Here is a 25298-nt window from a genome sequence, read left to right as displayed (position 1 = left end):
GCGGCAATTCCCGGCAATCGTCAAATCATTGCTTTTTGTTGCTGCGCGCCTGGCGCAGCACTTCATTGATCTGCGGCTGGTCAATCGGGCCGGTGATGCGATAGCGCAGTATCGAGACTTTGTTCCACAGCGGCCCCAGCACCTTGCTGGCGGCAAACACCGCCGCGCCGACGATGGGGTTGACGGCAAAGGCCGCTGCCACGCCGACGGTCGCGGAGATCTCCGGCGCGACTACCGCCTGCAGATCCAGCTGGCGACGCACCAGATCGACCGATCCTTTCATAGCAATATCCGCTTCAAGGCCATCTACCAGGGTATCATCGGTATGCAGTACGCCATCCTTAATCCATGCCGTACTGTTAATCGAGTCGAAGTAAAAGCCTTCGCTGAAGGTATCGCTAAAGTCAAAACGTAGCTTGCGCAGCAGGGCATCGACGCTCAGCAAACGCAGCAGTTGTCCTGCGTGTCCGGTACTCAGATCGGTGAACTGCCCCTTGCCCAGGTGGCTTTTAATGATGCCATTGAGCGACGCCACATCTGGCGACCAGGGCGGCGCGCGCCAGTGCAGATCGTAGTCGATATCAAACGACGAATCCTTCACCGGCGTGGAAACGCCGAAGAAATCCGCAAACTCATCCGTTTTATTGCCATGCAGTCTGCCTTTTAGCGATGTGCGTACCCCGGAAGGCGCGTTCACCCACACGCCGTCGGTTGTCAGCCGGCCAAACCCGGTATCCACCAGGCCGTTGGTAAGCGTTAAGGTATCGCCCTTGATCGTCACATCGCCGTCGATACGGCCATATTTTTGTCCCCACAGCCAGCATTCGGCGCAGCGCAGCTGTAGGTCGGGCCAGCCGTGGAAATCCAGCCGCGTTTCTGCCTGCGGAACCGCATTCCCCGTCCCGGCCTGGCCGCTGGCGCTGGTCGGGTTGAAATAGAGATAACGCACATTTGCCAGCCACGGAGCGTTATCACGCATCGTCAGGGTGGCGTTGATCTCACGTCCATGCGCCTCAACCTGGGAGCCGCCGGCGACCGGCTGCGACATCAGACTGACGTTATTCCATTGCTGACCGGCAAGCGCCAGCGACGGCGTCTGCAGCACAATGCGTGATGGAAAGAGCACACTGCTGCTGACTTCATTTGCCGCTCCATTCTGGAAGAGCGCCAACCACTGCGCACCATCCATCGGCGGCAAATTAAGCTCAACGCCAGACTGGTCCGGCAGCGGAGAGAGACCTTTGCTGTCCGTGGTAAGGATCGCTCTATCCAGCGTCAGCTTATGATTGAGCAACCAGCGGCTGTTAATATGATTCTTCGCCCCGACGGAGCCGGTCAGGTCGAAGCTGTTCAGGCCGCCGACGACGTTAATTTTGACTGGTAGGGGTTCGCCGGCGGGCTTGCTGACCGGCGAAGGTAAGCGACTGCTCACATTCTTCAAATCGCCGTTGATATCGACCTTATAGCTGGCATTGCCATGGTACGGCAGTTCGATAGCGACCTTGCCATCCCACGGGACGCTGCCGCTCAGCGCCTCATTCACAGCTTTCGGCAGCAGCCCGGTGCGCGACGGCTGCCAGTTGGCATTCATCCCGACATCCACCTGAAAGGCTTTTTCACCTTCGCGGGTGGAAAAATTGAGGTTCAGCGGCTGATTAAACCAGGTCGCGCTCAACGTCTGACTATTGAGATCGCCATTCACAAAGCTGAAATCACCGCTCAGGTTATGCAGTGTAGTATCTAACGGCTTGATAAACAGGCTGTTATTTTTTAAGTGCACATCGCCTTTTGCGGTAGTCATTTCGCCGTCAAGGGGAATATTAAGATGTAAGCGAGCGCTCACATCCCCATCCAGCTGCAGGGAATCCAGCGCCGCCCCGAGCGACTCTTTCAGCGGCGTGGTGTTGAAGTAAGGTCCAACCTCTTTACCCGGGCCTTTAATATCGGCATCAATCAGCAATTTTTCCTGCGCATAGTCCGGGATCGCGGCATCAAGATTGCTGGCAGTCACGTTGCCGAGCATCGCTTTATCCGCCCGCATCCACAGGCCGTTGTTGATAAAATTGAGGTCGATGTTCAGCCCGGTTAGCGCCGGCCAGTCCGGTTGAAAGGCAAAAGTGGCGTTCTTCAGCGGGACATAAACCTGGAACTGGCCTTCATTATGCGGATACGGGAATAGATGCGGATTGCCGCCATACACCAGCGTCGCATCGCTGGCTTGCCCCGCTTTAATCGCGCCGCTGAGGTAATCCACCAGCGCTTTACCCATCAGGTTTTCCGGAAAGTAACGCCACGCCTGGCCACCGTCATTGGTGCTGATGCCCGCCAGAATACCCAGCCACGGGTCGTCCCCCTGCGGTTGCAGATAACGGAAGCCGCCGCGGGCGCGTACGCCCGTCGCCTGCACGTCAATATCGTGGCCATCGAGCATAAACCCTTTGTCGTTTTTCACCCAACTGAGCGTGGCTTCGCCAGCGGCGATCTCCAGCGGCGCGCGGAAAACGCCAGCATACGGCATCAGCGCCTTCGCCATCCGGGCGCGAAGTTCCCCGTGCTCAACGCTGCCAGCGAGACTGCCAGAAAAGTGCTCCGCCCCCGGCAGAAGTTTCCACTGCTTCCACGCCAGATCGCTCCACTGCACCTGAAAGCGTGTTTTCTCGGTCGCCTGCAGGGGAATATCGAGAGCCAGCAAATTGATTTTGCCGCTGGGCTGCGTGGTACGCCAGAGTTCGCCCAGGGAAGGTGCCAGTTTATCGGCAAACGGCTGTAACCCGCTGAGGCCAGTGAGGGCTAAGTTACTGGCGCGAATGCGTAATTCATCGCTTCGCTGACCATCATTGCCACCGACGTCCTGCGCCGGGATCCAGGCCATCGCCAGCGCGCCGCTTGGCCACGGTTTATCGTCGATAGCGATCCGGGTATCAGGAATATAGAAGCCCCAGCTTTGCTTATCGTGGGAGAGATGCGCCGTCAGGTTATCCACCGACAAATGATGGACTTCGTTATCGCCCTGCCAGCTGGCGCCGCCTTTTTTCAGCCATACATCGCCGCTGGCCACATCGCCTTTTTCAATGGTCATCCAACCTTCGAGGCTGAAGCGGGCGCTTTTCAGGGCAATATTGTCCTGCATCCAGCGACCCAGCCACGGTTTGACGTCAATATCGTCAGCCTGCAGCCACACCCGGCCTTTATTCAGCAGGCCATCCTCATCACGGAGATCCATCCGCACCTGCATGACGCCATGCTGGCCGGTGAGACTGGAAAGACTGAGCTGCCCCTCGGCGCGGTGACGGTTCCTGCCGTTAAGCCAGGTCAGCTGTGGAACCGCTAGCTCCGCCCGCTGGCCGGAAAGGGTCAGGAAGCTCAGATGGCTGTCGCGCAGAGTAAAGTGATCGAACTGACGTAAAAAGAGATCGCTGATGCGGTCGCCTTTCAGGCTGTCACCACCGTCGTTAGTCTGAATAGGAGTGTTAGTATGGACCTGCAACTGCCAGAAAGTGAGGTCGCGGAACTGCCAGCGCATATGCAGCAGGCTCTGCCAAACGTCCAGCGCCAGGGTCACGCGCTTTACCGCCATTGTGCCGCCATCTTTCAGACCGACATGAATATCACGGACATCTAACGTTGGACCAAAATTTTGCCAGCTGGCGCTGATCTGCGAGGCGTCCACCGGCGCACCGGTAAGCGTGGAGATCTTCTCCAGCAGCTGTGGACGCCAGGCGTCGAGCTGAGGCAACACGAGACGCAAGCCACTCACCAGCAGCGCGACGATAACAATCAATGTTGCCACGGTGAGCAATAAAATCCCGGGCAGTCGCCTCACGCCTCTCTCCTTGTCAGCCGCACAATGACGCGGTGTCTTACATCATAACCACATCGAACTGCTCTTGATTATAGAGCGGCTCAATTTGTACCTTCACCTGCTTGCCGACAAAGATTTCCACTTCCGCCAGCGCGTGCGACTCTTCCCCTTTCAGGGTTTCCGCCACCGCAGGGGAAGCATAGACCAGGAAGCGATCGGAATCATAAGCATGATGTACGCGAACGATCTCCCGCATAATCTCATAGCATACCGTTTCGACCGACTTTACCGTTCCGCGTCCGTGGCAGGTCGGGCACTCGTTGCACAGCACATGCTCCACACTTTCGCGAGTGCGTTTACGGGTCATCTCCACCAGCCCCAGCTGGGAGAAGCCGTTGATGCTGGTCTTCACCCGATCTTTACTCAGCGCTTGCTCTAAAGAATGCAGCACCCGTCGACGATGATCTTCATTGTTCATGTCGATGAAATCAATGATGATAATACCGCCGAGGTTACGCAAACGCAGCTGGCGGGCTATCGCCTGGGTGGCTTCAATGTTGGTATTGAAGATAGTATCGTCAAGATTGCGGTGCCCGACAAACGCCCCGGTGTTGATATCGATGGTGGTCATCGCCTCGGTCTGATCGATGATCAGATAGCCCCCGGACTTGAGCTCGACCTTACGCTCCAGCGCGCGCTGAATTTCGTTCTCAACGTCAAAGAGATCGAATATCGGCTGACGGCCGCTGTAGTGTTCCAGCTTGCTGGTCATTTCCGGGATATATTCGGCGGTGAATTCGAGCAGCGCTTCGTAGGTCAGTCGCGAGTCAACGCGAATACGGTCAAGATGCGCATCGGCAAAATCACGCAGCACGCGCTGGGCCAGCGCCAGTTCGCCATACAGCTGATAGCGGGTCTGGTTGCGTTTTTTACGCTCCATCACCTTGGTCCATACACGCTTAAGATAGGCGGCATCCGCGGCCATCTCTTGCTCGTGAACGCCTTCCGCAGCGGTGCGAATGATAAACCCGCCCTGTTCATCACAGTATTCTGCGACAACCTTTTTCAACCGCTCGCGCTCGGCTTCGCTTTCAATACGCTGAGAGACGCCCACGTGAGAGGCGCCTGGCATAAAGACCAGATAACGGGAAGGCAGGGTTATGTCAGTGGTCAGACGCGCACCTTTGGTCCCCAGCGGATCTTTAACCACCTGGACCATCAGGTCCTGCCCCTGGCGCACCAGCTCCGAAATATCGCGCACGGTAAATTGCTTTTGCTCCTCACCGGCGACGCACTCGGTATGCGGCATGATATCGGAGGCGTGGAGGAACGCCGCCTTATCCAGACCAATATCTACAAAAGCCGCCTGCATTCCGGGCAGCACTCGGCTAACACGACCTTTGTAGATATTGCCTACTATTCCGCGTCGCGCTTCACGCTCAATATGGATTTCCTGCAGAATACCGCCATCAATATACGCAACGCGCGTTTCGGATGGCGTTACGTTAACTAATAATTCAGCCGTCATCTTTATCCCTTTTCTTTACGCAGTGAGTTAAAGTTACTGAGCAACTCATACGTTTCCACCAGCGGTAAGCCGACTACGGCGTGATAGCTGCCATTAATCTTCCTGACGAAGCAACCACCCAACCCTTGAATACCGTATGCACCTGCTTTATCTAAAGGCTCGCCGCTGGCCACATAATTGGCGATATCCTGCTCGCTAAGCTGCCGAAAGGTCACTTCCGTGACCACCAGACAGTCCAGCGTCTGCTGCTTGTCCGCCAGCGCCACCGCGGTCATGACCTGATGGGTGTGGCCGGAAAGCAGACGCAGCATCGCTGCAGCGTGTTCAACATCGCGCGGTTTTTCCAGCACTTCGCCGTTAAGAATAACAATCGTATCCGCCCCCAGCACGGGCAAATCACGCGGCGCCATCGCCACTCCGGCCTGCGCTTTTTCGCGCGCCAGGCGAGTGACATAGTGCTGGGCGCTCTCCTGCGGCTGGCGCTGCTCTTCAATGCCAGGAACCAGACGCTCGAAAGCGATACCAAGCTGAGTCAGCAGTTCCTGCCGACGCGGGGAACCAGAAGCGAGATACAGAGTTGTCATATCAACCTTATTGCACGGCAAATTGCTGACGCACTTTGCGCATCAGCAGGAAGAGCCATGGCCAGAGGACACCGTTTACTACACTACTCCAGAATACTTCCGGACGGAAAGAGACGTTGATCACTAAAAACTCTGCCCAGAAAACAATGATATCCACGGCCAGGGATAACAGCATGACCACCAGCGCCTGTTGCCACAGCGCCAGATTACGGAACAGCTGATACTTCAGCGCCACCAGATAGGCGACGATGCTTAAAGACAACGCGCGAACGCCGAGCGTTGAACCGCTGATGAGATCAAGAATAGCCCCCATCACGAAGCCCGTCCCCACGTTCACCCGGTGCGGCAACGCGAGGATCCAGTAAAGCAGGATCAATAATACCCAGTTGGGCCGGAAAACGCTGATGTCTGCCGGCCAGGGCATAATTTGCAGCAATAGCGCGATAAGAAACGAGAGCCAGATAACCCAGCGTCCCTGGCTACGGTAACTTGCCACTATTGCCCCCCTGCAGGCTGCGACGGCTGAGAGGGCGTCAGCCCGGTGGCAGGCGCCGGCATCTGCGGCCCCATCGCATCCGGCGCAGGCAGTACCTGCGGCATCATCTGCATCAGACGTTCGTTAGCCACCCGATGAACCTCTTCCGGGGTCATCGGGTTAGCGCCATTGCGATCGGCGCCCCACAGCAGCAGCAGATAGCGCAAGCGCTGCAGCCCGGCCGTCGGACGCGCCTGAATCACGGTATAGGCGCGCTGGGTGTCCAGTTTCACCGAGGAGACTACCCCGACCGGATACCCTTCCGGGAAACGGCCGCCAAGACCGGAGGTCACCAGCACGTCGCCGACGCGAATATCGGTATTCGCCGGCAGATGCTCAAGCTGGAGATCATCGGTACAGCCGTTACCGGCGGCAATCACACGAATGTCGTTACGCAGAACCTGGATCGGCAGCGCATGAGTGGCATCGCAGATCAGCAGCACCCGGCTGGTCATTTTCGCCACGGCCACGACCTGCCCCACCACGCCTTTATCGCTGATAACCGGTTGGCCTTCGTAGACGCCGTTCACGCTGCCCTTGTCAATAACCACCTGATCGCTGTAGGGGTCGTTGACCGTTGAGATGACCTGCGTCACCATTTTTTGCTCGTCCTGGCGCAACGGCGAGCCAAGCAGCTCACGCAGGCGCGCGTTCTCCTGCTTGTACTGGCCAAGCATCAGCAGATCGCTGTTTTTCAATAACAGCTCCTGACGCAGCGCGCGATTTTCCAGTTCGAGCTGGTCGCGGGTAGCCAGCGTCTGCGATACGCTGTCGAGCAATTCCCGGGGACCATTTGAGACAAAGTAGAAAGGGCTGACGGCTGTATCCATGTACGTTCTGATTTGACTAAACGTACCCAGGCGGCTGTCGGCGATAATCACGCCAAGCGCCACCAGCACCGCCAGAATAAGGCGAATCTGTAGCGAGGGGCCACGGCTAAAAATTGGCTTCATAGGCTATGCGTATTCTCGTGTCAGTAAAGACCAGGGGCAGCTCGTATGCCACCCCGGACCTTCAGGCTGACTACTCTTCGCTAAACAGGTCGCCGCCGTGCATGTCGATCATTTCCAGCGCCTTGCCGCCGCCACGCGCTACGCAGGTCAGCGGATCTTCTGCAACCACGACTGGAATACCGGTTTCTTCCATTAACAGACGGTCCAGGTTGCGCAGCAGCGCACCACCGCCGGTGAGAACCATCCCACGTTCAGAGATATCAGAAGCCAGTTCCGGCGGGCACTGCTCAAGGGCAACCATAACCGCACTCACGATGCCGGTCAGCGGTTCCTGCAGCGCTTCAAGAATTTCGTTTGAGTTCAGGGTAAAGCCGCGTGGCACGCCTTCCGCCAGGTTACGGCCACGAACTTCGATCTCGCGTACTTCATCGCCCGGGTAAGCCGAACCGATTTCGTGCTTGATACGCTCGGCGGTCGCTTCACCGATCAGGGAGCCATAATTACGACGCACGTAATTGATGACAGCTTCGTCGAAGCGGTCACCACCGATACGTACCGAAGAGGAGTAGACCACACCGTTCAGGGAGATGACCGCCACCTCGGTAGTACCACCACCGATATCCACCACCATAGAGCCGGTTGCTTCAGAAACCGGTAAGCCTGCGCCAATCGCTGCCGCCATCGGCTCTTCAATCAGGAACACTTCGCGAGCGCCTGCGCCTTGCGCGGATTCGCGAATGGCACGGCGTTCTACCTGGGTGGCGCCAACCGGCACGCAGACCAGCACACGCGGGCTCGGGCGCATAAAGCTGTTGCTGTGCACTTGCTTAATAAAGTGCTGCAGCATTTTTTCCGTCACGAAGAAGTCAGCGATAACGCCATCCTTCATCGGGCGGATCGCCGCGATATTACCCGGGGTACGGCCGAGCATCTGCTTCGCTTCATGACCCACGGCAGCGACGCTTTTCGGCGATCCGGCACGATCCTGACGAATGGCCACCACGGAAGGCTCATTCAATACGATGCCTTGTCCTTTTACGTAAATAAGGGTATTCGCGGTACCCAGGTCAATGGACAGGTCATTGGAAAACATGCCACGAAATTTTTTTAACATACTAAGGGATAATCCTGAAAGCTGGGGCGGAAAACAAAATCCGCTTACTTTACCAACCACACGCAGCAGCGACAAGGCGCAAAAATCACCTGCTGCGGTGAAAATTAGTGCAGTTCATTTCCTTTGTTACAAATTTTTCCGGCTTCGTTCATTGCTGAAATCTTCAGCAGCGCTCCACGCCTGAATTTGTAACCTGTCAAAGGAGGTTCACTGGCATTTACATTGCGATGATCCGGCAGGTAGACAAGCACACCCCCTTCACGATGGCGCGCGTTATTCTACGTGAAATCACGCTAAACGGCAGATCAAACCGAGTATCTTTGCGAATATTTTTTCACATTTGTGTCAAGTGGCTGTGAGGCGGCAAAAAATTCCCCCTGCCCGCCCGTGACACCGCATTGAGACAGTACCAACCACTCGCTACGGCTGCGTACGCCCGTGGCAAAAACTTGCATAGGCATGCCTTTACAAGCTTCTACCAGGCTTTGCACCAGCAGCTGGTTCTCGCTGCGCTTTTCGATGTTGCGCGCCAACCCTGGATGCAGTTTGATCACTTCCGCATCCAGCTGTTTGATCCAGCTGGTTCCCACCAGGGTTAATCCCGCCTGAACCACTGCCACCCGAACGCCCAGGGCGTTAACCAATCGCATAACGGGCTGCAGGCGGCCGATATATTGACAAACATCTGCCTCAGCAAGTTCAAAAATAATCCGCTGACGCTGCGATTTTTCACATTGCATGAGGGCATCGCGCAGCCAGCGCTGGAAACGCGGACGGATCAGCGACTCTACCGACAGTTGCAGAGCCAGGTTTTCCTCGGGCCAGAAGCCTAAAAATGGCAGCAGGCGCGTCACCTGCAGGCGGTCATACTCCTCCGCCAAACCAAACTGCAGCACCATCGGCATGTATTCCGCTGCAATCACCTCTTCTTTACCGTCGTACATCCGCGACATCAGTTCGCGGTGATGCACCCGCCCGTCACGGGTGACAGCAGGTTTTTGATATAACCGCGGCCCGCCGCGACTGAGCATCTGTTCGATCAGCGTCCGCCAGCGGACGTTACCGCGGCCTTTCTCCGGAAGGGTGTCATCATAGACCGACCAGCTGTTGCTACCCTGCAACACCGCATTACGCGTCGCCGCTTCTGCATGTTCCATGACCTGCGCTGTCGATTGCCCACTGCGGAAAGAACAAATGCCGATATGCATCATATCGTCACGATCAAGAATGCGCGTCGGTGGCAGCGCGTCCATGGCCTTCAGCAACAGTCCAGCGATGCTATCCGCCTCTTTTAACGTACGATGCGGCAGCAGCACGGCAAAGTCGCTACGATGATAGCGCGCCAGTAGTGCGCCGGGATAACGCATAATAAAGGTAGAGAGCAGGTTGATAAGCGTAAAGTAATGCTCTTCGGCTGCCGCCCGTCCCCAGTTGTCCCGCAGCAAATCAAACTCCGGAAGACGGATCATCATGACAATGCCGTAGGCGCCCACCTTCTCCTGATCTTCCAGTAACGTGGCCAGCTGATTATCAAAAAACAGGCGGTTATTCAGGCCGGTTTTGGAATCCTGTGCCGCATAGGAGCGAATCAGGGTATCCATCCTGCTGCGCTGATCGCTGGCAAACTGCAGCTCCGACAGCAACATATCCAGCGCGCTACTGGTGCTGGCCGGCCACTCATAGACCGACCCGCGCACCTGTGGTCCGCGCTCGCCGCTCAGGATGCGCGTGGAACGAAGCTCAAGCAGCTCCTGGCCAGCTAACTGGCGGCGGATCCAGCGAACAGCGAAGAAAATAATCACCACCATGAAGCCAATGGAGATCGACAACGGAGCCGTGATCGACAGTGAACGGAAATAGTTCACCATCGGGTCAACGTAGACCAGATGCAGCGTAATACCAGGATGTTTAAGCGACGGAACCGTGATCTCACGGAATTGCTCATGGCTGCCGAGCGGGCGATAGCTATCGGGTCGGGAATGGCTGTAGAGCGGCTTGCCGTTCAGCATGAAATCGATATGCACGATCTCGATCGGCGTCATCAGCTCATCCAGTTGCGGCTCAAGCCGGTCAAACGAGGTAGTGATGAGCCGGTTATCCAGCATCGTTGCCACCGCCTGCACACGGTTTGCGACCTTGTTCTCAATACCGTTATAAAAACTCAGCGAAGCACCAATCAGCGTGACGAAGATGGTCAGGCTAGTTAGCAGCGTGATAAAGGCTGAGAACTTCGTCGTTAATCGCATCCCTGTGTTAACTCCGCGAGTGAATAACTGCCCGATGAACCATCAGGCCCCCTGCCGGCGCGCGCCTTGCCGCTAGCATTAACCTTTTAAAGCGCGACGCATACTATCAAAGATGGCGAGTCTGGCAATGGAATGCGTATTATCGGCGAAAGTATGCCGATAGCGAGTATAGTCGGCAGAAAAAATTTGCCAATCGTCGCCCACCTACGGCCTGCACCACAGGCGCTTTAATTTTAGACGCTGGATGGCAACCCCGCGCCAGCGGCGCACAGTATTGAGGATTTACCTTGTGACCCCTTTTGCCTGATAAAGATGCCGGGTCATGCGCGGTAAAGGAAACGTCTTGTGCCACTTTCCGATGATTCCTGGTCTTCTGCGCACCTGGCAGGGCGGCGTTTGATATCCTTAATGTGCAATTTTTCGTGACATATTCGCGATAAATCGCCGTCTCCGTCATGCTTAGGGAAACGCATGACGGAGAACACCATGAAAAGAAAAATACTGACGGAAGCCGACGTCACGGCCGAATCCGTTTTTATGCTGAAGCGGCGCCAGGTGCTGAAAATACTGGGCATCAGCGCGACCGCGCTTTCACTACCCGCTACCGCACAGGCCGATCTGCTGGACTGGTTTAAAGGTCACGATCGCCCGCCGGCTCCGGCCGGCAAAGCACTCGACTTTGCCAGGCCCGCCGAGTGGCAGTCAAAGCTGACGCTTACCCCGGAAGATAAGGTTGCCGGTTACAATAACTTTTATGAATTCGGCCTCGATAAAGCCGATCCGGCGGCGAACGCAGGTAGCCTGCGCACCGATCCCTGGACACTGGCCATCGGCGGTGAAGTGGCGAAGCCGCTGACCCTTGACCATGACGATCTGACCAAACGCTTTCCGCTGGAAGAGCGCATTTACCGTATGCGCTGCGTGGAGGCCTGGTCGATGGTAGTTCCCTGGGTCGGTTTCCCGCTGCATAAACTGTTAGCGCTGGTGGAGCCCACCAGCAACGCACGCTATGTAGCCTTCAAAACCCTCTACGCCCCGGAGCAAATGCCAGGGCAGAAAGATCGTTTTATCGGCGGGGGACTCGCTTATCCTTATGTGGAAGGGCTGCGCCTGGATGAAGCAATGCATCCGTTGACACTGCTTACCGTCGGTGTATATGGCAAAGCGCTGCCGCCGCAAAACGGCGCGCCGGTCCGCCTGACTGTACCGTGGAAGTATGGTTTTAAAGGCATAAAATCCATCGTCAGCATCGAACTGACTCGCGACAGGCCGCCAACTACCTGGAATATGGCGGCACCCGACGAATACGGTTTCTTTGCCAACGTCAATCCCCATGTCGATCACCCCCGCTGGTCGCAGGCCAGCGAACGGTTTATCGGGGCCGGCGGCGTACTCGACGTGAAGCGTCAGCCGACACTGCTATTCAACGGCTATGCCGACGAAGTGGCCTCACTGTATCGCGGCATGAACCTGCGGGAGAACTTCTAGTGCGTTTCACCGTCAAACAGATCGCCTGGTTAAAAGTCTTACTTCACCTGGCGGGTTTTTTGCCGCTGATCTGGTTATTTTGGGCCGGGCACCAGGGCTACTTTAGCGCCGATCCGGCCAAGGATATCCAGCACTTTACCGGCAGAATGGCGCTTAAGTTTCTGCTGGCGACGCTGTTGGTATCTCCGCTAGCGCGCTATGCGAAGCAGCCATTATTGATTCGCGTTCGCCGCCTGTTAGGTTTATGGTGTTTTGCCTGGGCGACGCTGCACCTGACCAGCTATACCTTACTGGAGCTGGGCATTAACAATCTGGCGCTGCTGGGCTCGGAGATTATCACTCGCCCCTACCTGACGTTAGGCATGGTCTGCTGGGCGATTCTCCTGGCGCTGGCGGTAACCTCGACGCAGGCGATGCAGCGAAAACTGGGTCGTCGCTGGCAACTTTTACACAACTTCGTCTATCTGGTGGCGATCCTCGCGCCGATTCACTACCTGTGGTCAGTAAAGATCGTCTCACCCCAGCCCCTCATTTATGCCCTGTTGGCGGTGGTGCTTTTGGTATGGCGTTATAAGAAGTTCCGCCAGTGGTGGCGCTGAATCCGGTAATGTGCAGTTTCCCGCAGATCCTTTATCAACCGTGACTCTTTTTCAGATAGCGGTTGATAATCTTCCCTGATAAGACCAGTATTTAGCTGCCAATTGCTACGAAATCGTTATAATGTGCGACTTTGGTTTTCCTGACGGGGTTTTCTGACCCGGAAAAGGTGACAAGGGCGCATTGAAGGTATATGTTGTTTTTTACCCGAAAATGGCAGGAGATCGCCACACGATGGTAGACAAGTTTCACATTTTGCTTTTGAATGGGCCAAACATTAACATGCTCGGAACGCGCGAGCCTGAGAAGTATGGCACCCTCACGCTGGCTGAAATTGTTAACCGTTTAACATCTGAAGCGGCGGCGCTGAATGTGAGCCTGGATCACCTGCAGTCCAACGCGGAGTATGCGTTAATCGACCGAATTCATCAGGCTAAAGACAACGTGGACTATATCCTGATTAATCCGGCCGCGTTCACGCACACCAGCGTAGCAATCCGTGATGCGTTGCTTGCCGTGAACATCCCGTTTATCGAGATTCACCTGAGCAATGTGCATGCACGCGAACCCTTCCGCCAGCACTCGTATCTGTCAGATGTCGCCGCTGGCGTCATTTGCGGACTGGGGGCGGACGGCTATTCATACGCTTTACAGACGGCGGTAAAACGCCTGTCACAATCACACTAAACAAAGAGTACGGAACCCACTCATGGATATTCGTAAGATTAAAAAACTGATCGAGCTGGTTGAAGAATCAGGTATCTCCGAACTGGAAATTTCTGAAGGCGAAGAGTCTGTTCGCATCAGCCGCTCTGCACCGGCCGCAAGCTATCCGGTTATGCAGCAGGCGTATGCTGCGCCGATGATGCAGCCTCAGGCACCTGCCGCGGTGGCTGCCGCTCCAGCTGCCGCCGCTGAAGCGCCGGCGAAAGCGGAAATCAGTGGTCACATCGTACGTTCCCCGATGGTTGGTACTTTCTACCGCACGCCGAGCCCGGACGCAAAAGCGTTTGTGGAAGTTGGCCAGAAAGTTAACGTGGGCGACACCCTGTGCATCGTCGAAGCGATGAAAATGATGAACCAGATCGAAGCCGACAAAGCCGGCGTGGTGAAAGCCATTCTGATCGAAAGCGGCCAACCAGTAGAATTCGACGAGCCGCTGGTAGTTATCGAGTAACGAGGCGAACATGCTGGATAAAATTGTCATCGCTAACCGTGGTGAGATTGCACTGCGCATCCTGCGTGCCTGTAAAGAACTGGGCATCAAGACTGTTGCTGTGCACTCCACTGCGGACCGCGATCTAAAACACGTATTGTTAGCGGATGAGACGGTCTGCATCGGTCCGGCTCCGTCCGTAAAAAGCTATCTCAACATCCCGGCTATTATCAGTGCCGCTGAGATCACTGGCGCGGTAGCTATTCACCCGGGCTATGGCTTCCTTTCTGAGAACGCCAACTTTGCTGAACAGGTTGAGCGCTCCGGCTTTATCTTCATCGGCCCGAAAGCCGACACCATCCGCCTGATGGGCGACAAAGTGTCCGCGATCACCGCGATGAAGAAAGCCGGCGTTCCAACCGTGCCGGGGTCTGACGGCCCGCTGACCGACGACATGGACGCTAACCGCGCCCATGCCAAACGTATCGGCTATCCGGTGATCATCAAGGCCTCCGGCGGCGGCGGCGGTCGCGGTATGCGCGTTGTGCGTAGCGACGCTGAACTGGCTCAGTCCATCTCCATGACCAAAGCGGAAGCCAAAGCGGCGTTCAACAACGACATGGTCTACATGGAGAAATACCTGGAAAACCCACGCCACATCGAAATTCAGGTGCTGGCAGACGGTCAGGGTAATGCTATCTATCTGGCTGAGCGCGACTGCTCCATGCAGCGCCGTCACCAGAAAGTGGTCGAAGAAGCGCCGGCGCCGGGCATCACCCCGGAACTGCGTCGCTACATTGGCGAGCGTTGCGCGAAAGCCTGTGTCGATATCGGCTACCGCGGGGCGGGTACCTTCGAGTTTCTGTTCGAAAACGGCGAGTTCTACTTCATTGAAATGAACACCCGTATTCAGGTAGAGCATCCGGTAACTGAGATGATCACCGGCGTTGATCTGATCAAAGAGCAGCTGCGTATCGCAGCTGGCCAGCCGCTGTCCATCAAGCAGGATGAAGTGGTGGTTCGCGGCCATGCGGTGGAATGCCGTATCAACGCCGAAGACCCGAACACCTTCCTGCCGAGCCCGGGCAAAATCACCCGTTTCCACGCGCCGGGTGGCTTTGGCGTGCGCTGGGAATCTCATATTTACGCCGGTTACACCGTACCGCCGTACTATGACTCCATGATCGGCAAACTGATCTGCTACGGCGAAAGCCGTGACGTGGCGATTGCCCGCATGAAGAATGCGCTGCAGGAGCTGATCATCGATGGCATCAAAACCAACGTCGATCTGCAGATGCGCATTATGAGCGACGAGAACTTCCAGCATGGTGGCACTAACATCCACTATCTGGAGAAAAAACTCGGTTTGCAGGAAAAATAATCCTGTACTCGCTGCAAAAGGCCGGTTAATCCGGCCTTTTTTCTTTTTCTCTCTCCTCATCTATGCCATGCGGTACAATCCCCGCTTTCTTCATCCTCAAGGGACAAAAAATGGACAAACGCTTTGTTCAGGCCCACAAAGAAGCGCGCTGGGCGCTGTGGCTGACCCTTCTCTATCTTGCTGCCTGGCTGGCGGCGGCGTATCTGCCGGGGGTCGCTATCGGTTTTACCGGCCTGCCCCACTGGTTTGAAATGGCCTGCCTGCTGGTACCGCTGCTGTTTATTTTGCTGTGCTGGGCGATGGTCAAGCTGGTTTTTCGCGATATTTCTCTGGAGGACGATGATGCAGTTTGAGGTCATTATTCCCCTGATCGCCTACCTGGTGGTGGTGTTCGGTTTATCCCTCTATGCCATGAGAAAACGCGCCTCAGGTAGCTTTCTCAATGAGTACTTTCTTGGCAGCCGCTCGATGGGCGGCTTCGTGCTGGCCATGACGCTAACCGCCACCTATATCAGCGCCAGCTCGTTTATCGGCGGGCCGGGCGCCGCCTATAAATACGGCCTGGGTTGGGTGCTACTGGCGATGATCCAGCTCCCCGCCATCTGGCTGTCGCTGGGCGTACTGGGAAAAAAATTCGCTATCCTTGCGCGTCGCTATAATGCCGTCACTCTCAATGACATGCTGTTTGCGCGCTACCAGAGCCGCCTGCTGGTCTGGCTCGCCAGCCTGAGTCTGCTGGTGGCCTTTGTCGGCGCCATGACCGTTCAGTTTATAGGCGGCGCCCGGCTGCTGGAGACGGCTGCGGGTATTCCCTACGACACCGGACTGTTGATCTTTGGGATAAGCATTGCGCTGTATACCGCCTATGGCGGCTTTCGCGCCAGCGTGCTCAACGATACGATGCAGGGTATGGTGATGCTGATCGGCACGATCGTGCTACTGGCGGGCGTGATCCACGCGGCTGGCGGCATCGGTCACGCGGTAGAGACGCTGCAGTCGATCGACGTCAAGCTGGTCTCTCCGCAGGGCGCGGAGGATATCCTCTCGCCAACATTTATGGCCTCGTTTTGGGTGCTGGTCTGCTTCGGCGTTATTGGTCTGCCACATACCGCAGTGCGCTGTATCTCCTACAAAGACAGCAAAGCCGTACATCGCGGCATCATTATCGGCACCATCGTGGTGGCGATCCTGATGTTTGGTATGCATCTGGCTGGCGCATTAGGCCGGGCGGTGATCCCCGATTTAACCGTGCCGGATCTGGTGATCCCGACGCTGATGGTTAAAGTGCTTCCGCCCTTTGCCGCCGGGATCTTCCTTGCCGCGCCGATGGCGGCAATTATGTCGACGATCAATGCCCAACTTCTGCAAAGTTCCGCTACGATCATCAAAGATCTGTACCTGAACTGGCGGCCGGATCAGGCGACTAACGAAAAGCGGCTTAAACGCATGTCCGCCGGCATCACGCTCCTGCTGGGAGTCTTGCTGCTGCTCGCGGCCTGGCGGCCGCCGGAGATGATAATCTGGCTGAACCTGCTGGCCTTCGGCGGCCTGGAAGCCGTCTTCCTGTGGCCGCTGGTGCTGGGCCTTTACTGGGAACGCGCCAACGCGGCTGGCGCGCTAAGCGCGATGATTGTGGGCGGCGTCCTGTATGCCGTACTGGCGACGTTGAAAGTGCAGCTTCTGGGCTTTCACCCGATAGTTCCCGCGCTGCTGCTGAGTTTGCTGGCGTTTGTGGCGGGGAACCGTTTCGGTCGTTCCGCCCCACAGGCCCCCATTTTGACTACTGATAAATAAAGAGTTTTGCTATGCCATGGATCCAATTGAAATTAAATACCACCGGCGCGAACGCTGAAGATCTTAGCGATGCGCTGATGGAGGCCGGATCGGTCTCTATCACCTTTCAGGATACGCACGATACGCCGGTCTTTGAGCCACTGCCTGGAGAAACCCGGTTGTGGGGCGATACCGACGTAATCGGCCTGTTCGATGCCGAAACCGACATGAAAGCGGTCGTTGCCCAACTGGAGCAGCACCCACTGCTGGGCGCCGGATTCGCGCATAAGATCGAGCAGCTCGAAGATAAAGACTGGGAGCGGGAATGGATGGATAATTTCCATCCGATGCGCTTCGGGGAGCGTCTGTGGATCTGCCCGAGCTGGCGCGACGTTCCGGATGAAAATGCCGTCAACGTGATGCTCGATCCGGGTCTGGCCTTTGGCACCGGTACGCATCCGACGACATCCCTGTGCCTGCAGTGGCTGGATGGACTCGACCTCACCGGCAAAACGGTCATTGATTTCGGTTGCGGCTCGGGCATCCTGGCGATCGCCGCCCTGAAACTGGGCGCGGCAAAAGCGATCGGTATTGATATCGACCCGCAGGCCATCCAGGCCAGCCGCGATAATGCTCAGCGTAATGGCGTTTCCGAACGCCTTGAGCTGTATCTGCCGCAGGATCAGCCAGAAGCCATGAAAGCCGATGTGGTGGTCGCGAATATCCTCGCCGGCCCATTGCGTGAGCTGGCACCATTAATCAGCGTCCTGCCCGTTTCAGGTGGTTTGCTGGGGCTTTCCGGCATTCTTGCCAGTCAGGCAGAGAGCGTCTGTGAAGCCTACGCCGGCCTCTTCACTCTCGACCCGGTAGTTGAGAAAGAAGAGTGGTGCCGGATCACCGGCCGGAAAAACTAAGCGCGATGCGGCCTACGGGCCGCATTTTTGTTTCCAGTAGCCACCAATTAATGCCTGAAAATGAGAGACAGATCGCACTACAGAGTACTTTTTTGACTACAAAAACAGCGTTTTATGTCGTAAAGCAGCGAGTTAATCTAAGAAAAATCGAGAAGTTTTATGATTTTATAAATGGACACAAATTATCCGTCATCCATTAAATCAATGATTAATATAAGTATTTATTCATCCCTTTTACGCTAGTCCCGGATTCATTGATCTGCAACAGAGGATTGCTCAAAGTTTGGCCTTTCATCTCGTGCAAAAAATGCGTAATATACGCCGCCTTGCAGTCACAGTATGGTCATTTCTTAACTCATGCGCATCGGACACCACCAGCTCAGAAATCGCCTGATCGCAGCGCCCATGGCTGGCATCACTGACAGACCATTCCGGACGCTGTGCTACGAGATGGGAGCGGGTTTAACCGTTTCCGAGATGATGTCCTCTAACCCACAGGTGTGGGAAAGCGACAAGTCCCGCTTACGGATGGTGCATATTGATGAGCCCGGTATTCGTACCGTGCAAATCGCCGGTAGCGTACCGGAAGAGATGGCTGCCGCCGCGCGGATTAACGTGGAAAGTGGCGCCCAGATTATAGATATCAATATGGGATGCCCGGCGAAAAAGGTGAATCGCAAGCTTGCAGGTTCAGCCCTCTTGCAGTACCCCGACCAGGTGAAGTCGATCCTGACGGCGGTCGTTAACGCAGTGGACGTTCCTGTGACACTCAAGATTCGCACCGGTTGGGAACCGGAGCACCGTAACTGCGTAGAGATTGCCCAACTGGCCGAAGAGTGTGGCATTCAGGCTCTGACTATTCACGGACGCACCCGCGCCTGCTTGTTTAACGGAGATGCTGAATACGACAGTATTCGGGCAGTTAAGCAGAAAGTTTCCATTCCGATTATCGCGAATGGCGACATTACTGACCCGCTTAAAGCCAGAGCTGTGCTCGACTATACAGGGGCTGATGCCCTGATGATAGGCCGTGCAGCTCAGGGAAGACCCTGGATCTTTCGGGAAATCCAGCATTATCTGGACACTGGAGAGCTGCTGCCCCCGCTGCCGCTGGCAGAGGTTAAGCGCTTGCTTTGTGCGCACGTTCGGGAATTGCATGACTTTTATGGTCAAGCAAAAGGGTACCGAATCGCGCGTAAACACGTCTCCTGGTATCTCCAGGAGCATGCTCCAGATGACCAGTTTCGGCGCACATTCAACGCCATTGAGGATGCCAGCGAACAGCTGGAGGCGTTGGAGGCATACTTCGAAAATTTTGCGTAATAGAAATAAAGAGCTGACAGAACTATGTTCGAACAACGCGTAAATTCTGACGTACTGACCGTTTCTACCGTTAACTCTCAGGATCAGGTAACTCAAAAGCCCCTGCGTGACTCGGTTAAACAGGCACTGAAGAACTATTTTGCTCAACTGAACGGTCAGGATGTGAATGACCTGTATGAGCTGGTACTGGCTGAAGTTGAACAGCCCCTGTTGGACATGGTGATGCAATACACCCGTGGTAACCAGACCCGCGCTGCCCTGATGATGGGCATCAACCGCGGTACACTGCGTAAAAAACTGAAAAAATACGGCATGAACTGATACTAGTCAGTTGCTTGCTTGATATAAAAGGCGCTCTTCGGCATGGGGAAGCGCCTTTTTTATTATTTACAGCAATAGAATAGCCTACTGGTTCACCACCCGTAGCGCAGGTCCCACCGCAATACGAGAAGCTGATATTACCGCCATTATATTATCCACCAGCGCAGGTGCCTGCTGATAAAGATTGAAACGTTGCGGGTCGAGTAGCCAGTTTTTAATCAGTCCGGAAAAAGCACTATGTAAGACGATTAAGATGACTTCGATATTTGTTTCGGCTGGCAATATATTGTTACGTACACAGCGTTGCAGGATCTCACCAATAACACAATAGTTAAAGCCAATACGTTGACGGATTTCACTTTCGGATAGCATATCTTTGGAAAACTCACAGCGCTGATAGAGAATTTGCATCAGGGCACGCTGGCGAGGATTCTCAGCAATATAGCGTAGCCCGGCAATAAACCGCTCCCGCAAAAAACTTAACGGTTCCTGGTCATTCGCTTTTGCTGAGTTTGCCTGAATCAAATCCCTGAGCGGTGGCTGCTGCTGCCACATTTCATTAAACAGCTCTGTCTTACTGGCAAAATGCCAGTACACCGCGCCGCGAGTCACTCCCGCCGCATCAGCGATATCCGACAGGGTCGTGTTGCTCACCCCCCGCAGGGCAAATTGCTGGATAGCAGATTCAATCAGGAGCTGACGCGTGCGCAGCGCCTCTTCTTTCGTTTTTCTTGCCATACAAGGCCCCACTTCCCGACAAACAGCTAATATAGGATTTTCTTAATTACAATTAATCTAGCATTTGTCATGAGGTATTATTTAGCAAAAATGCAGACAAGTTAATTCTGATCCGAAAAGAGTATCAATTATTCAAGTGAATATTATTAGCCAACATATTCACTGAAATAATGTCTATTTATTAAGTTTTACAATTGCGATAAATCGCAATACTACGGTGCCCATTTTTTTGTTTTTGCGTGCCTTGCTGATTGCTTAAAAATAAGTATCCCTTACATCCAACGGCGTTTATTTGTAGGATGGCAAACTGCTTTTTGATTCCCTCTTTCTTTCACAGATTCGCCGCCGAATTTGGTACGTAATCTATAAGGAACCGCAATGACGACTCACGCCAGAGTGACACTTTTATCCGGTTTAATTATCTCGGCCTTATTGCTAACCGGTTGCGATAATTCTGACAACCAGCAACCCCATGCGCAGGCGCCGCAGGTGACGGTCCATGTCGTGAACAGCGCACCGCTATCAGTCACCACCGAACTGCCGGGCCGAACCTCTGCATTTCGCGTAGCGGAGGTCCGCCCCCAGGTGAGCGGTATCATCCTGAAGCGTAATTTTGTTGAAGGAAGTGATGTCGAAGCAGGCCAGTCCCTCTATCAGATCGATCCGGCGACCTATCAGGCAGCCTGGAACAGCGCCAAAGGCGATGAGGCCAAAGCCGAAGCCGCAGCCGCTATCGCCCATTTGACGGTGAAACGTTATGTTCCACTGCTGGGTACTAAATATATCAGCCAGCAGGAATACGATCAGGCAGTGGCCACCGCACGCCAGGCCGATGCCGATGTCATCGCCACCAAAGCTGCCGTGGAAACGGCCCGTATCAACCTGGCCTACACCAAAGTGACCTCCCCCATTAGCGGGCGCATCGGCAAATCAAGCGTCACCGAAGGGGCGCTGGTCACCAACGGCCAGTCGGATGCCCTGGCTACCGTCCAGCAGCTCGATCCCATCTATGTTGACGTGACGGAGTCCAGCAATGACTTCATGCGCCTTAAGCAGGAAAGCCTGCAGCGCGGCGGTGATACCAAAAGCGTTGAGCTGGTCATGGAGAACGGCCAGGCCTATCCGCTCAAAGGTTCACTGCAGTTTTCTGACGTCACTGTTGATGAAAGTACGGGCTCAATTACTCTGCGCGCTATCTTCCCTAACCCGCAGCATGTCCTGCTGCCGGGGATGTTCGTCCGCGCCCGCATAGACGAAGGCGTCGATCCGCAGGCTATCCTGGTGCCACAGCAAGGGGTGACCCGCACGCCGCGTGGTGATGCCTCCGTGATGCTGGTGAATGACAAAAACCAGGTTGAAACCCGGGAAGTAGTCGCGACTCAGGCCGTTGGCGATAAGTGGCTCATCACCAGCGGGCTGAAGCCGGGCGATAAAGTGATTGTCAGCGGCTTACAGAAAGTCCGTCCAGGCGTCACTGTCAAAGCCGAAGCGGAGCGTGCGGCGCCGGCCGTGCAATAAGGATACCCAGCCATGTCTAAGTTTTTTATTCATCGACCGGTCTTCGCCTGGGTGCTGGCCATCATTATGATGATTGCCGGCGGCCTGGCCATCCTGCAGCTGCCGATAGCTCAGTATCCGACAATCGCCCCCCCAGCGGTAGCGATCTCCGCCACCTACCCCGGCGCGGATGCTCAGACCGTACAGGATACCGTTACCCAGGTTATCGAGCAGAATATGAACGGCATCGATAACCTGATGTATATGTCGTCGACCAGCGACTCTGCAGGTTCGGTAACCATTACGCTCACCTTTAAATCGGGTACCGATCCCGATATTGCCCAGGTGCAGGTGCAAAACAAACTGCAGCTGGCCACGCCACTACTGCCCCAGGAAGTACAGCAGCAAGGGATTAGCGTCGAGAAATCCAGTAGCAGCTTCCTGCTGGTCGCCGGTTTTATCTCTGATAACCCGACCACTACCCAGGATGATATTTCTGACTATGTTGCCTCCAACGTCAAAGATCCTATTAGCCGCCTCAACGGCGTGGGCGATGTGCAGCTGTTTGGTGCGCAATACGCCATGCGCGTCTGGCTGGATGGCAACCTGCTGAACAAATACAACCTGACGCCGGTTGACGTCATCAATGCGCTGCAGGTCCAGAACGATCAGATCGCTGCGGGCCAGCTCGGCGGTACGCCGGCGCTCAAGGGCCAGCAGTTGAACGCGTCGATCATCGCTCAGACGCGGCTTAAAGATCCGCAGGAGTTTGGCAAGGTCACGCTGCGGGTCAACGCCGATGGGTCTGTCGTTCATCTGAAAGACGTTGCCCGCATCGAGCTGGGAGGAGAAAACTATAACGTTGTCGCCAGAATTAACGGCAAGCCCGCTTCTGGTCTGGGGATAAAACTCGCAACGGGCGCCAACGCGCTGGATACCGCCACTGCGATTAAAGCGAAACTCGCCGAGCTGCAGCCCTACTTCCCTCAGGGGATGAAGGTGGTTTATCCGTATGATACGACCCCTTTCGTCAAAATCTCCATTCACGAAGTGGTCAAAACGCTTTTTGAAGCAATTATTCTCGTCTTTCTTGTCATGTATCTGTTCCTGCAGAACATGCGAGCAACGCTCATTCCAACCATTGCCGTACCTGTGGTGCTGTTGGGCACCTTCGCGGTACTGTCGATGTTTGGTTACTCCATTAACACGCTGACGATGTTTGGCATGGTGCTGGCGATAGGTCTGCTGGTCGATGACGCCATTGTGGTGGTGGAAAACGTCGAGCGCGTGATGGTTGAGGAGAAACTCTCGCCAAAAGAGGCGACGGAAAAATCGATGTCGCAGATCCAGGGAGCGCTGGTGGGTATCGCCATGGTGCTTTCTGCGGTATTTGTCCCGATGGCCTTTTTCGGCGGATCCACCGGTGCGATTTATCGCCAGTTTTCGATTACCATCGTCTCCGCCATGGCGCTCTCCGTGCTGGTTGCCCTGGTGCTGACGCCGGCACTTTGCGCCACACTGTTAAAGCCAGCATCGGCCGAACACCATGAGAAAAAAGGATTTTTTGGCTGGTTTAATGCCCGCTTCGACCAGAGCGTTAACCACTATACCAACAGCGTTAGCGGCATTCTGCGTGGAACAGGCCGTTATCTGGTGATCTACCTGGTGATCGTCGTGGGAATGGCCGTGTTGTTCATGCGTTTGCCTACATCCTTTCTACCCGACGAGGATCAGGGCGTCTTCCTGACCATGATCCAGCTGCCTTCCGGCGCTACTCAGGAGCGGACGCAGAAGGTGCTGGATACCGTAACCGACTACTATCTGCATAACGAGAAGGCCAACGTTGAAAGCGTCTTTACCGTTAACGGCTTCAGCTTCAGCGGCCAGGGACAAAACTCCGGTATGGCGTTTGTCAGCCTGAAGCCCTGGGAAGCACGCAGCGGTGATAAAAACAGCGTGGAGTCCATCATCAAGCGGGCCACCGTGGCCTTTAGCCAGATTAAAGACGCCATGGTTTTCCCGTTCAACATGCCAGCCATTATTGAGCTGGGTACCGCCACCGGCTTCGACTTTGAACTGATCGACCAGGGCGGACTCGGCCATACCGCCCTGACGCAGGCGCGAAACCAACTGTTGGGCATGGTGAAACAGCATCCGGATCAGCTGGTCCGGGTACGGCCTAATGGTCTGGAGGATACACCACAGTTCAAACTGGATGTCGATCAGGAGAAAGCACAAGCGCTGGGCGTATCACTCTCCGATATCAATGAAACGATATCAGCCGCGCTGGGCGGGTACTACGTCAATGACTTTATTGACCGCGGCCGCGTTAAGAAAGTGTACGTTCAGGCTGATGCCCACTTCCGTATGCTACCGAGCGATATTAACAATATGTATGTTCGTAGCGCTAACGGCGAAATGGTCCCGTTCTCCGCCTTTGTCACTTCGCGCTGGATATATGGCTCGCCGCGCCTGGAGCGCTACAACGGGTTGCCATCCATGGAGATCCTTGGTGAAGCTTCGCCAGGCAAAAGTACCGGGGAAGCCATGGCGCTGATGGAAACGCTGGCCAGTAAACTGCCGAGCGGTATCGGTTATGACTGGACCGGGATGTCTTACCAGGAACGGCTCTCCGGCAACCAGGCGCCTGCGCTCTATGCCATCTCGCTGATTGTCGTCTTTCTGTGTCTGGCAGCGCTGTATGAGAGCTGGTCGATCCCCTTCTCAGTGATGTTAGTGGTTCCGCTGGGGGTCATTGGCGCGCTGTTAGCCGCCACGCTGCGTGGGCTGAATAATGACGTGTATTTCCAGGTTGGCCTGCTGACCACGATCGGTTTGTCGGCGAAGAACGCGATTCTGATCGTTGAGTTCGCCAAGGATCTGATGGAGAAAGAAGGGAAAGGGATCATTGAGGCCACCCTGGAGGCATCGCGGATGCGCCTGCGACCTATTCTGATGACCTCTCTGGCCTTTATTCTCGGGGTCATGCCGCTTGTAATCAGCCATGGTGCCGGCAGCGGAGCGCAGAATGCGGTTGGCACCGGCGTGATGGGCGGGATGCTCACCGCGACACTGCTGGCGATCTTCTTTGTTCCGGTCTTCTTTGTGGTCGTAAGACGACGCTTTACCCGGCACGTTGAATAATACGGCTATGTCTTAAAGGCGCCCCCTGAGGGCGCTTTTTTTTGCATGAAATAATGGCAACCAGTAAAACGCCCCGCACTCAGGTAACCTCCCTCGCATGCTGTATCGCTGAGTCACGACCTTTCTCTCCATCTTTTCTACATATTCCCCTGCTTATCTTCACGATATTTACGTGGCTCATATATTGAGATGATTTCGGCATCC

20 protein-coding genes and 1 pseudogene are annotated in these 25298 nt (G+C 55.3%); 12 read left to right on the top strand and 9 right to left on the bottom strand.

All coding sequences use genetic code 11. The features are described from left to right. Positions 1-25 precede the first annotated feature (25 nt). The 8 genes and pseudogenes from yhdP to LGL98_RS02325 all read right to left on the bottom strand — a co-directional run bounded on the left by yhdP (position 26) and on the right by LGL98_RS02325 (position 11032). Positions 26-3823, bottom strand: a complete 3798-nt coding sequence (gene yhdP, locus LGL98_RS02360) for an AsmA2 domain-containing protein YhdP (RefSeq protein ID WP_136031018.1) — start codon at positions 3821-3823, stop codon at positions 26-28. 37 nt (positions 3824-3860) lie between these two features. Further along, positions 3861-5330, bottom strand: a complete 1470-nt coding sequence (gene rng, locus LGL98_RS02355) for a ribonuclease G (RefSeq protein WP_004206239.1) — start codon at positions 5328-5330, stop codon at positions 3861-3863. Between the two features lie 2 nt (positions 5331-5332). Beyond that, complete coding sequence (locus LGL98_RS02350) at positions 5333-5914, bottom strand: Maf family protein (RefSeq protein ID WP_136031017.1); 582 nt, start codon at positions 5912-5914, stop codon at positions 5333-5335. A 7-nt stretch (positions 5915-5921) separates the two neighbouring features. Next, positions 5922-6410, bottom strand: coding sequence for a rod shape-determining protein MreD (gene mreD / locus LGL98_RS02345; RefSeq protein ID WP_025713010.1), 489 nt, complete (start codon positions 6408-6410; stop codon positions 5922-5924). Further along, a complete protein-coding gene (gene mreC / locus LGL98_RS02340) occupies positions 6410-7402 on the bottom strand; it encodes a rod shape-determining protein MreC (protein WP_004206242.1) in 993 nt (330 codons plus the stop codon). Before mreC ends, mreD begins: the two co-directional genes overlap by 1 nt. Positions 7403-7472: 70 nt before the next feature. Beyond that, positions 7473-8516: a rod shape-determining protein MreB gene (mreB, locus tag LGL98_RS02335; RefSeq protein ID WP_002918653.1), complete on the bottom strand. Its 1044-nt coding sequence runs from the start codon at positions 8514-8516 to the stop codon at positions 7473-7475. Positions 8517-8821: 305 nt separating this feature from the next. Continuing rightward, a complete protein-coding gene (csrD, locus tag LGL98_RS02330; protein ID WP_136031015.1) occupies positions 8822-10762 on the bottom strand; it encodes an RNase E specificity factor CsrD in 1941 nt (646 codons plus the stop codon). 78 nt (positions 10763-10840) lie between these two features. Further along, positions 10841-11032: pseudogene (locus tag LGL98_RS02325) on the bottom strand (hypothetical protein). 216 nt (positions 11033-11248) lie between these two features. Between LGL98_RS02325 and msrP the strand changes: the two are divergent. From msrP to fis, 10 genes are all read left to right on the top strand, one after another. Then, entirely contained in the window at positions 11249-12250 is a 1002-nt protein-coding gene (gene msrP, locus LGL98_RS02320; RefSeq protein WP_136031013.1) for a protein-methionine-sulfoxide reductase catalytic subunit MsrP, read from the top strand. Continuing rightward, entirely contained in the window at positions 12250-12849 is a 600-nt protein-coding gene (gene msrQ / locus LGL98_RS02315) for a protein-methionine-sulfoxide reductase heme-binding subunit MsrQ (RefSeq protein ID WP_136031011.1), read from the top strand. The genes msrP and msrQ overlap by 1 nt, the downstream gene beginning before the upstream one ends. Before the next feature lie 232 nt (positions 12850-13081). Next, positions 13082-13534, top strand: a complete 453-nt coding sequence (aroQ, locus tag LGL98_RS02310; protein WP_136031009.1) for a type II 3-dehydroquinate dehydratase — start codon at positions 13082-13084, stop codon at positions 13532-13534. 22 nt (positions 13535-13556) lie between these two features. Beyond that, positions 13557-14024, top strand: a complete 468-nt coding sequence (gene accB, locus LGL98_RS02305; RefSeq protein ID WP_136031007.1) for an acetyl-CoA carboxylase biotin carboxyl carrier protein — start codon at positions 13557-13559, stop codon at positions 14022-14024. Positions 14025-14034: 10 nt separating this feature from the next. After that, positions 14035-15384, top strand: a complete 1350-nt coding sequence (gene accC / locus LGL98_RS02300; protein WP_004174096.1) for an acetyl-CoA carboxylase biotin carboxylase subunit — start codon at positions 14035-14037, stop codon at positions 15382-15384. Between the two features lie 110 nt (positions 15385-15494). Continuing rightward, a complete protein-coding gene (locus LGL98_RS02295) occupies positions 15495-15737 on the top strand; it encodes a DUF997 family protein (protein WP_136031004.1) in 243 nt (80 codons plus the stop codon). Next, positions 15727-17178, top strand: coding sequence for a sodium/pantothenate symporter (gene panF, locus LGL98_RS02290; protein WP_136031226.1), 1452 nt, complete (start codon positions 15727-15729; stop codon positions 17176-17178). The genes LGL98_RS02295 and panF overlap by 11 nt, the downstream gene beginning before the upstream one ends. Before the next feature lie 11 nt (positions 17179-17189). After that, positions 17190-18071: a 50S ribosomal protein L11 methyltransferase gene (gene prmA / locus LGL98_RS02285; protein ID WP_136031002.1), complete on the top strand. Its 882-nt coding sequence runs from the start codon at positions 17190-17192 to the stop codon at positions 18069-18071. Between the two features lie 357 nt (positions 18072-18428). Continuing rightward, positions 18429-19394 carry a tRNA dihydrouridine synthase DusB gene (gene dusB / locus LGL98_RS02280; protein WP_004144972.1) on the top strand — a complete coding sequence of 322 codons (966 nt, stop codon included), beginning with the start codon at positions 18429-18431 and terminating at the stop codon, positions 19392-19394. Positions 19395-19418: 24 nt separating this feature from the next. Then, positions 19419-19715, top strand: coding sequence for a DNA-binding transcriptional regulator Fis (fis, locus tag LGL98_RS02275; protein WP_000462905.1), 297 nt, complete (start codon positions 19419-19421; stop codon positions 19713-19715). Between the two features lie 84 nt (positions 19716-19799). Here fis and envR read toward each other — a convergent pair whose 3' ends face one another. After that, a complete protein-coding gene (gene envR / locus LGL98_RS02270) occupies positions 19800-20453 on the bottom strand; it encodes an acrEF/envCD operon transcriptional regulator (RefSeq protein WP_136030998.1) in 654 nt (217 codons plus the stop codon). Positions 20454-20831: 378 nt separating this feature from the next. Here envR and LGL98_RS02265 point away from each other — a divergent pair, with 378 nt between their 5' ends. Together LGL98_RS02265 and LGL98_RS02260 are read left to right on the top strand one after the other, a co-directional pair. Further along, on the top strand, positions 20832-21971 hold the full coding sequence (locus LGL98_RS02265) for an efflux RND transporter periplasmic adaptor subunit (protein ID WP_002919101.1): 1140 nt from the start codon (positions 20832-20834) through the stop codon (positions 21969-21971). Positions 21972-21983: 12 nt separating this feature from the next. After that, on the top strand, positions 21984-25094 hold the full coding sequence (locus tag LGL98_RS02260; protein WP_080897320.1) for an efflux RND transporter permease subunit: 3111 nt from the start codon (positions 21984-21986) through the stop codon (positions 25092-25094). Positions 25095-25298: the final 204 nt, after the last annotated feature.

It is taken from the genome of Klebsiella africana, assembly GCF_020526085.1.
Taxonomy (GTDB): Bacteria; Pseudomonadota; Gammaproteobacteria; order Enterobacterales; family Enterobacteriaceae; genus Klebsiella; species Klebsiella africana.
The sequence above is the reverse complement of the archived record's forward strand: the minus strand, read 5'-3'. Positions and strand labels throughout refer to the sequence as shown.

What these genes read in the sequence shown, in the direction of transcription:
- LGL98_RS02350 (WP_136031017.1), bottom strand. Translation starts at nt 5,914, where the DNA reads ATGACAACTCTGTATCTCGCTTCTGGTTCCCCGCGTCGGCAGGAACTG.
- accB (WP_136031007.1), top strand. Translation starts at nt 13,557, where the DNA reads ATGGATATTCGTAAGATTAAAAAACTGATCGAGCTGGTTGAAGAATCA.
- aroQ (WP_136031009.1), top strand. Translation starts at nt 13,082, where the DNA reads ATGGTAGACAAGTTTCACATTTTGCTTTTGAATGGGCCAAACATTAAC.
- panF (WP_136031226.1), top strand. Translation starts at nt 15,727, where the DNA reads ATGCAGTTTGAGGTCATTATTCCCCTGATCGCCTACCTGGTGGTGGTG.
- dusB (WP_004144972.1), top strand. Translation starts at nt 18,429, where the DNA reads ATGCGCATCGGACACCACCAGCTCAGAAATCGCCTGATCGCAGCGCCC.
- envR (WP_136030998.1), bottom strand. Translation starts at nt 20,453, where the DNA reads ATGGCAAGAAAAACGAAAGAAGAGGCGCTGCGCACGCGTCAGCTCCTG.
- msrP (WP_136031013.1), top strand. Translation starts at nt 11,249, where the DNA reads ATGAAAAGAAAAATACTGACGGAAGCCGACGTCACGGCCGAATCCGTT.
- csrD (WP_136031015.1), bottom strand. Translation starts at nt 10,762, where the DNA reads ATGCGATTAACGACGAAGTTCTCAGCCTTTATCACGCTGCTAACTAGC.
- fis (WP_000462905.1), top strand. Translation starts at nt 19,419, where the DNA reads ATGTTCGAACAACGCGTAAATTCTGACGTACTGACCGTTTCTACCGTT.
- rng (WP_004206239.1), bottom strand. Translation starts at nt 5,330, where the DNA reads ATGACGGCTGAATTATTAGTTAACGTAACGCCATCCGAAACGCGCGTT.
- prmA (WP_136031002.1), top strand. Translation starts at nt 17,190, where the DNA reads ATGCCATGGATCCAATTGAAATTAAATACCACCGGCGCGAACGCTGAA.
- mreC (WP_004206242.1), bottom strand. Translation starts at nt 7,402, where the DNA reads ATGAAGCCAATTTTTAGCCGTGGCCCCTCGCTACAGATTCGCCTTATT.
- LGL98_RS02295 (WP_136031004.1), top strand. Translation starts at nt 15,495, where the DNA reads ATGGACAAACGCTTTGTTCAGGCCCACAAAGAAGCGCGCTGGGCGCTG.
- accC (WP_004174096.1), top strand. Translation starts at nt 14,035, where the DNA reads ATGCTGGATAAAATTGTCATCGCTAACCGTGGTGAGATTGCACTGCGC.
- LGL98_RS02260 (WP_080897320.1), top strand. Translation starts at nt 21,984, where the DNA reads ATGTCTAAGTTTTTTATTCATCGACCGGTCTTCGCCTGGGTGCTGGCC.
- mreB (WP_002918653.1), bottom strand. Translation starts at nt 8,516, where the DNA reads ATGTTAAAAAAATTTCGTGGCATGTTTTCCAATGACCTGTCCATTGAC.
- LGL98_RS02265 (WP_002919101.1), top strand. Translation starts at nt 20,832, where the DNA reads ATGACGACTCACGCCAGAGTGACACTTTTATCCGGTTTAATTATCTCG.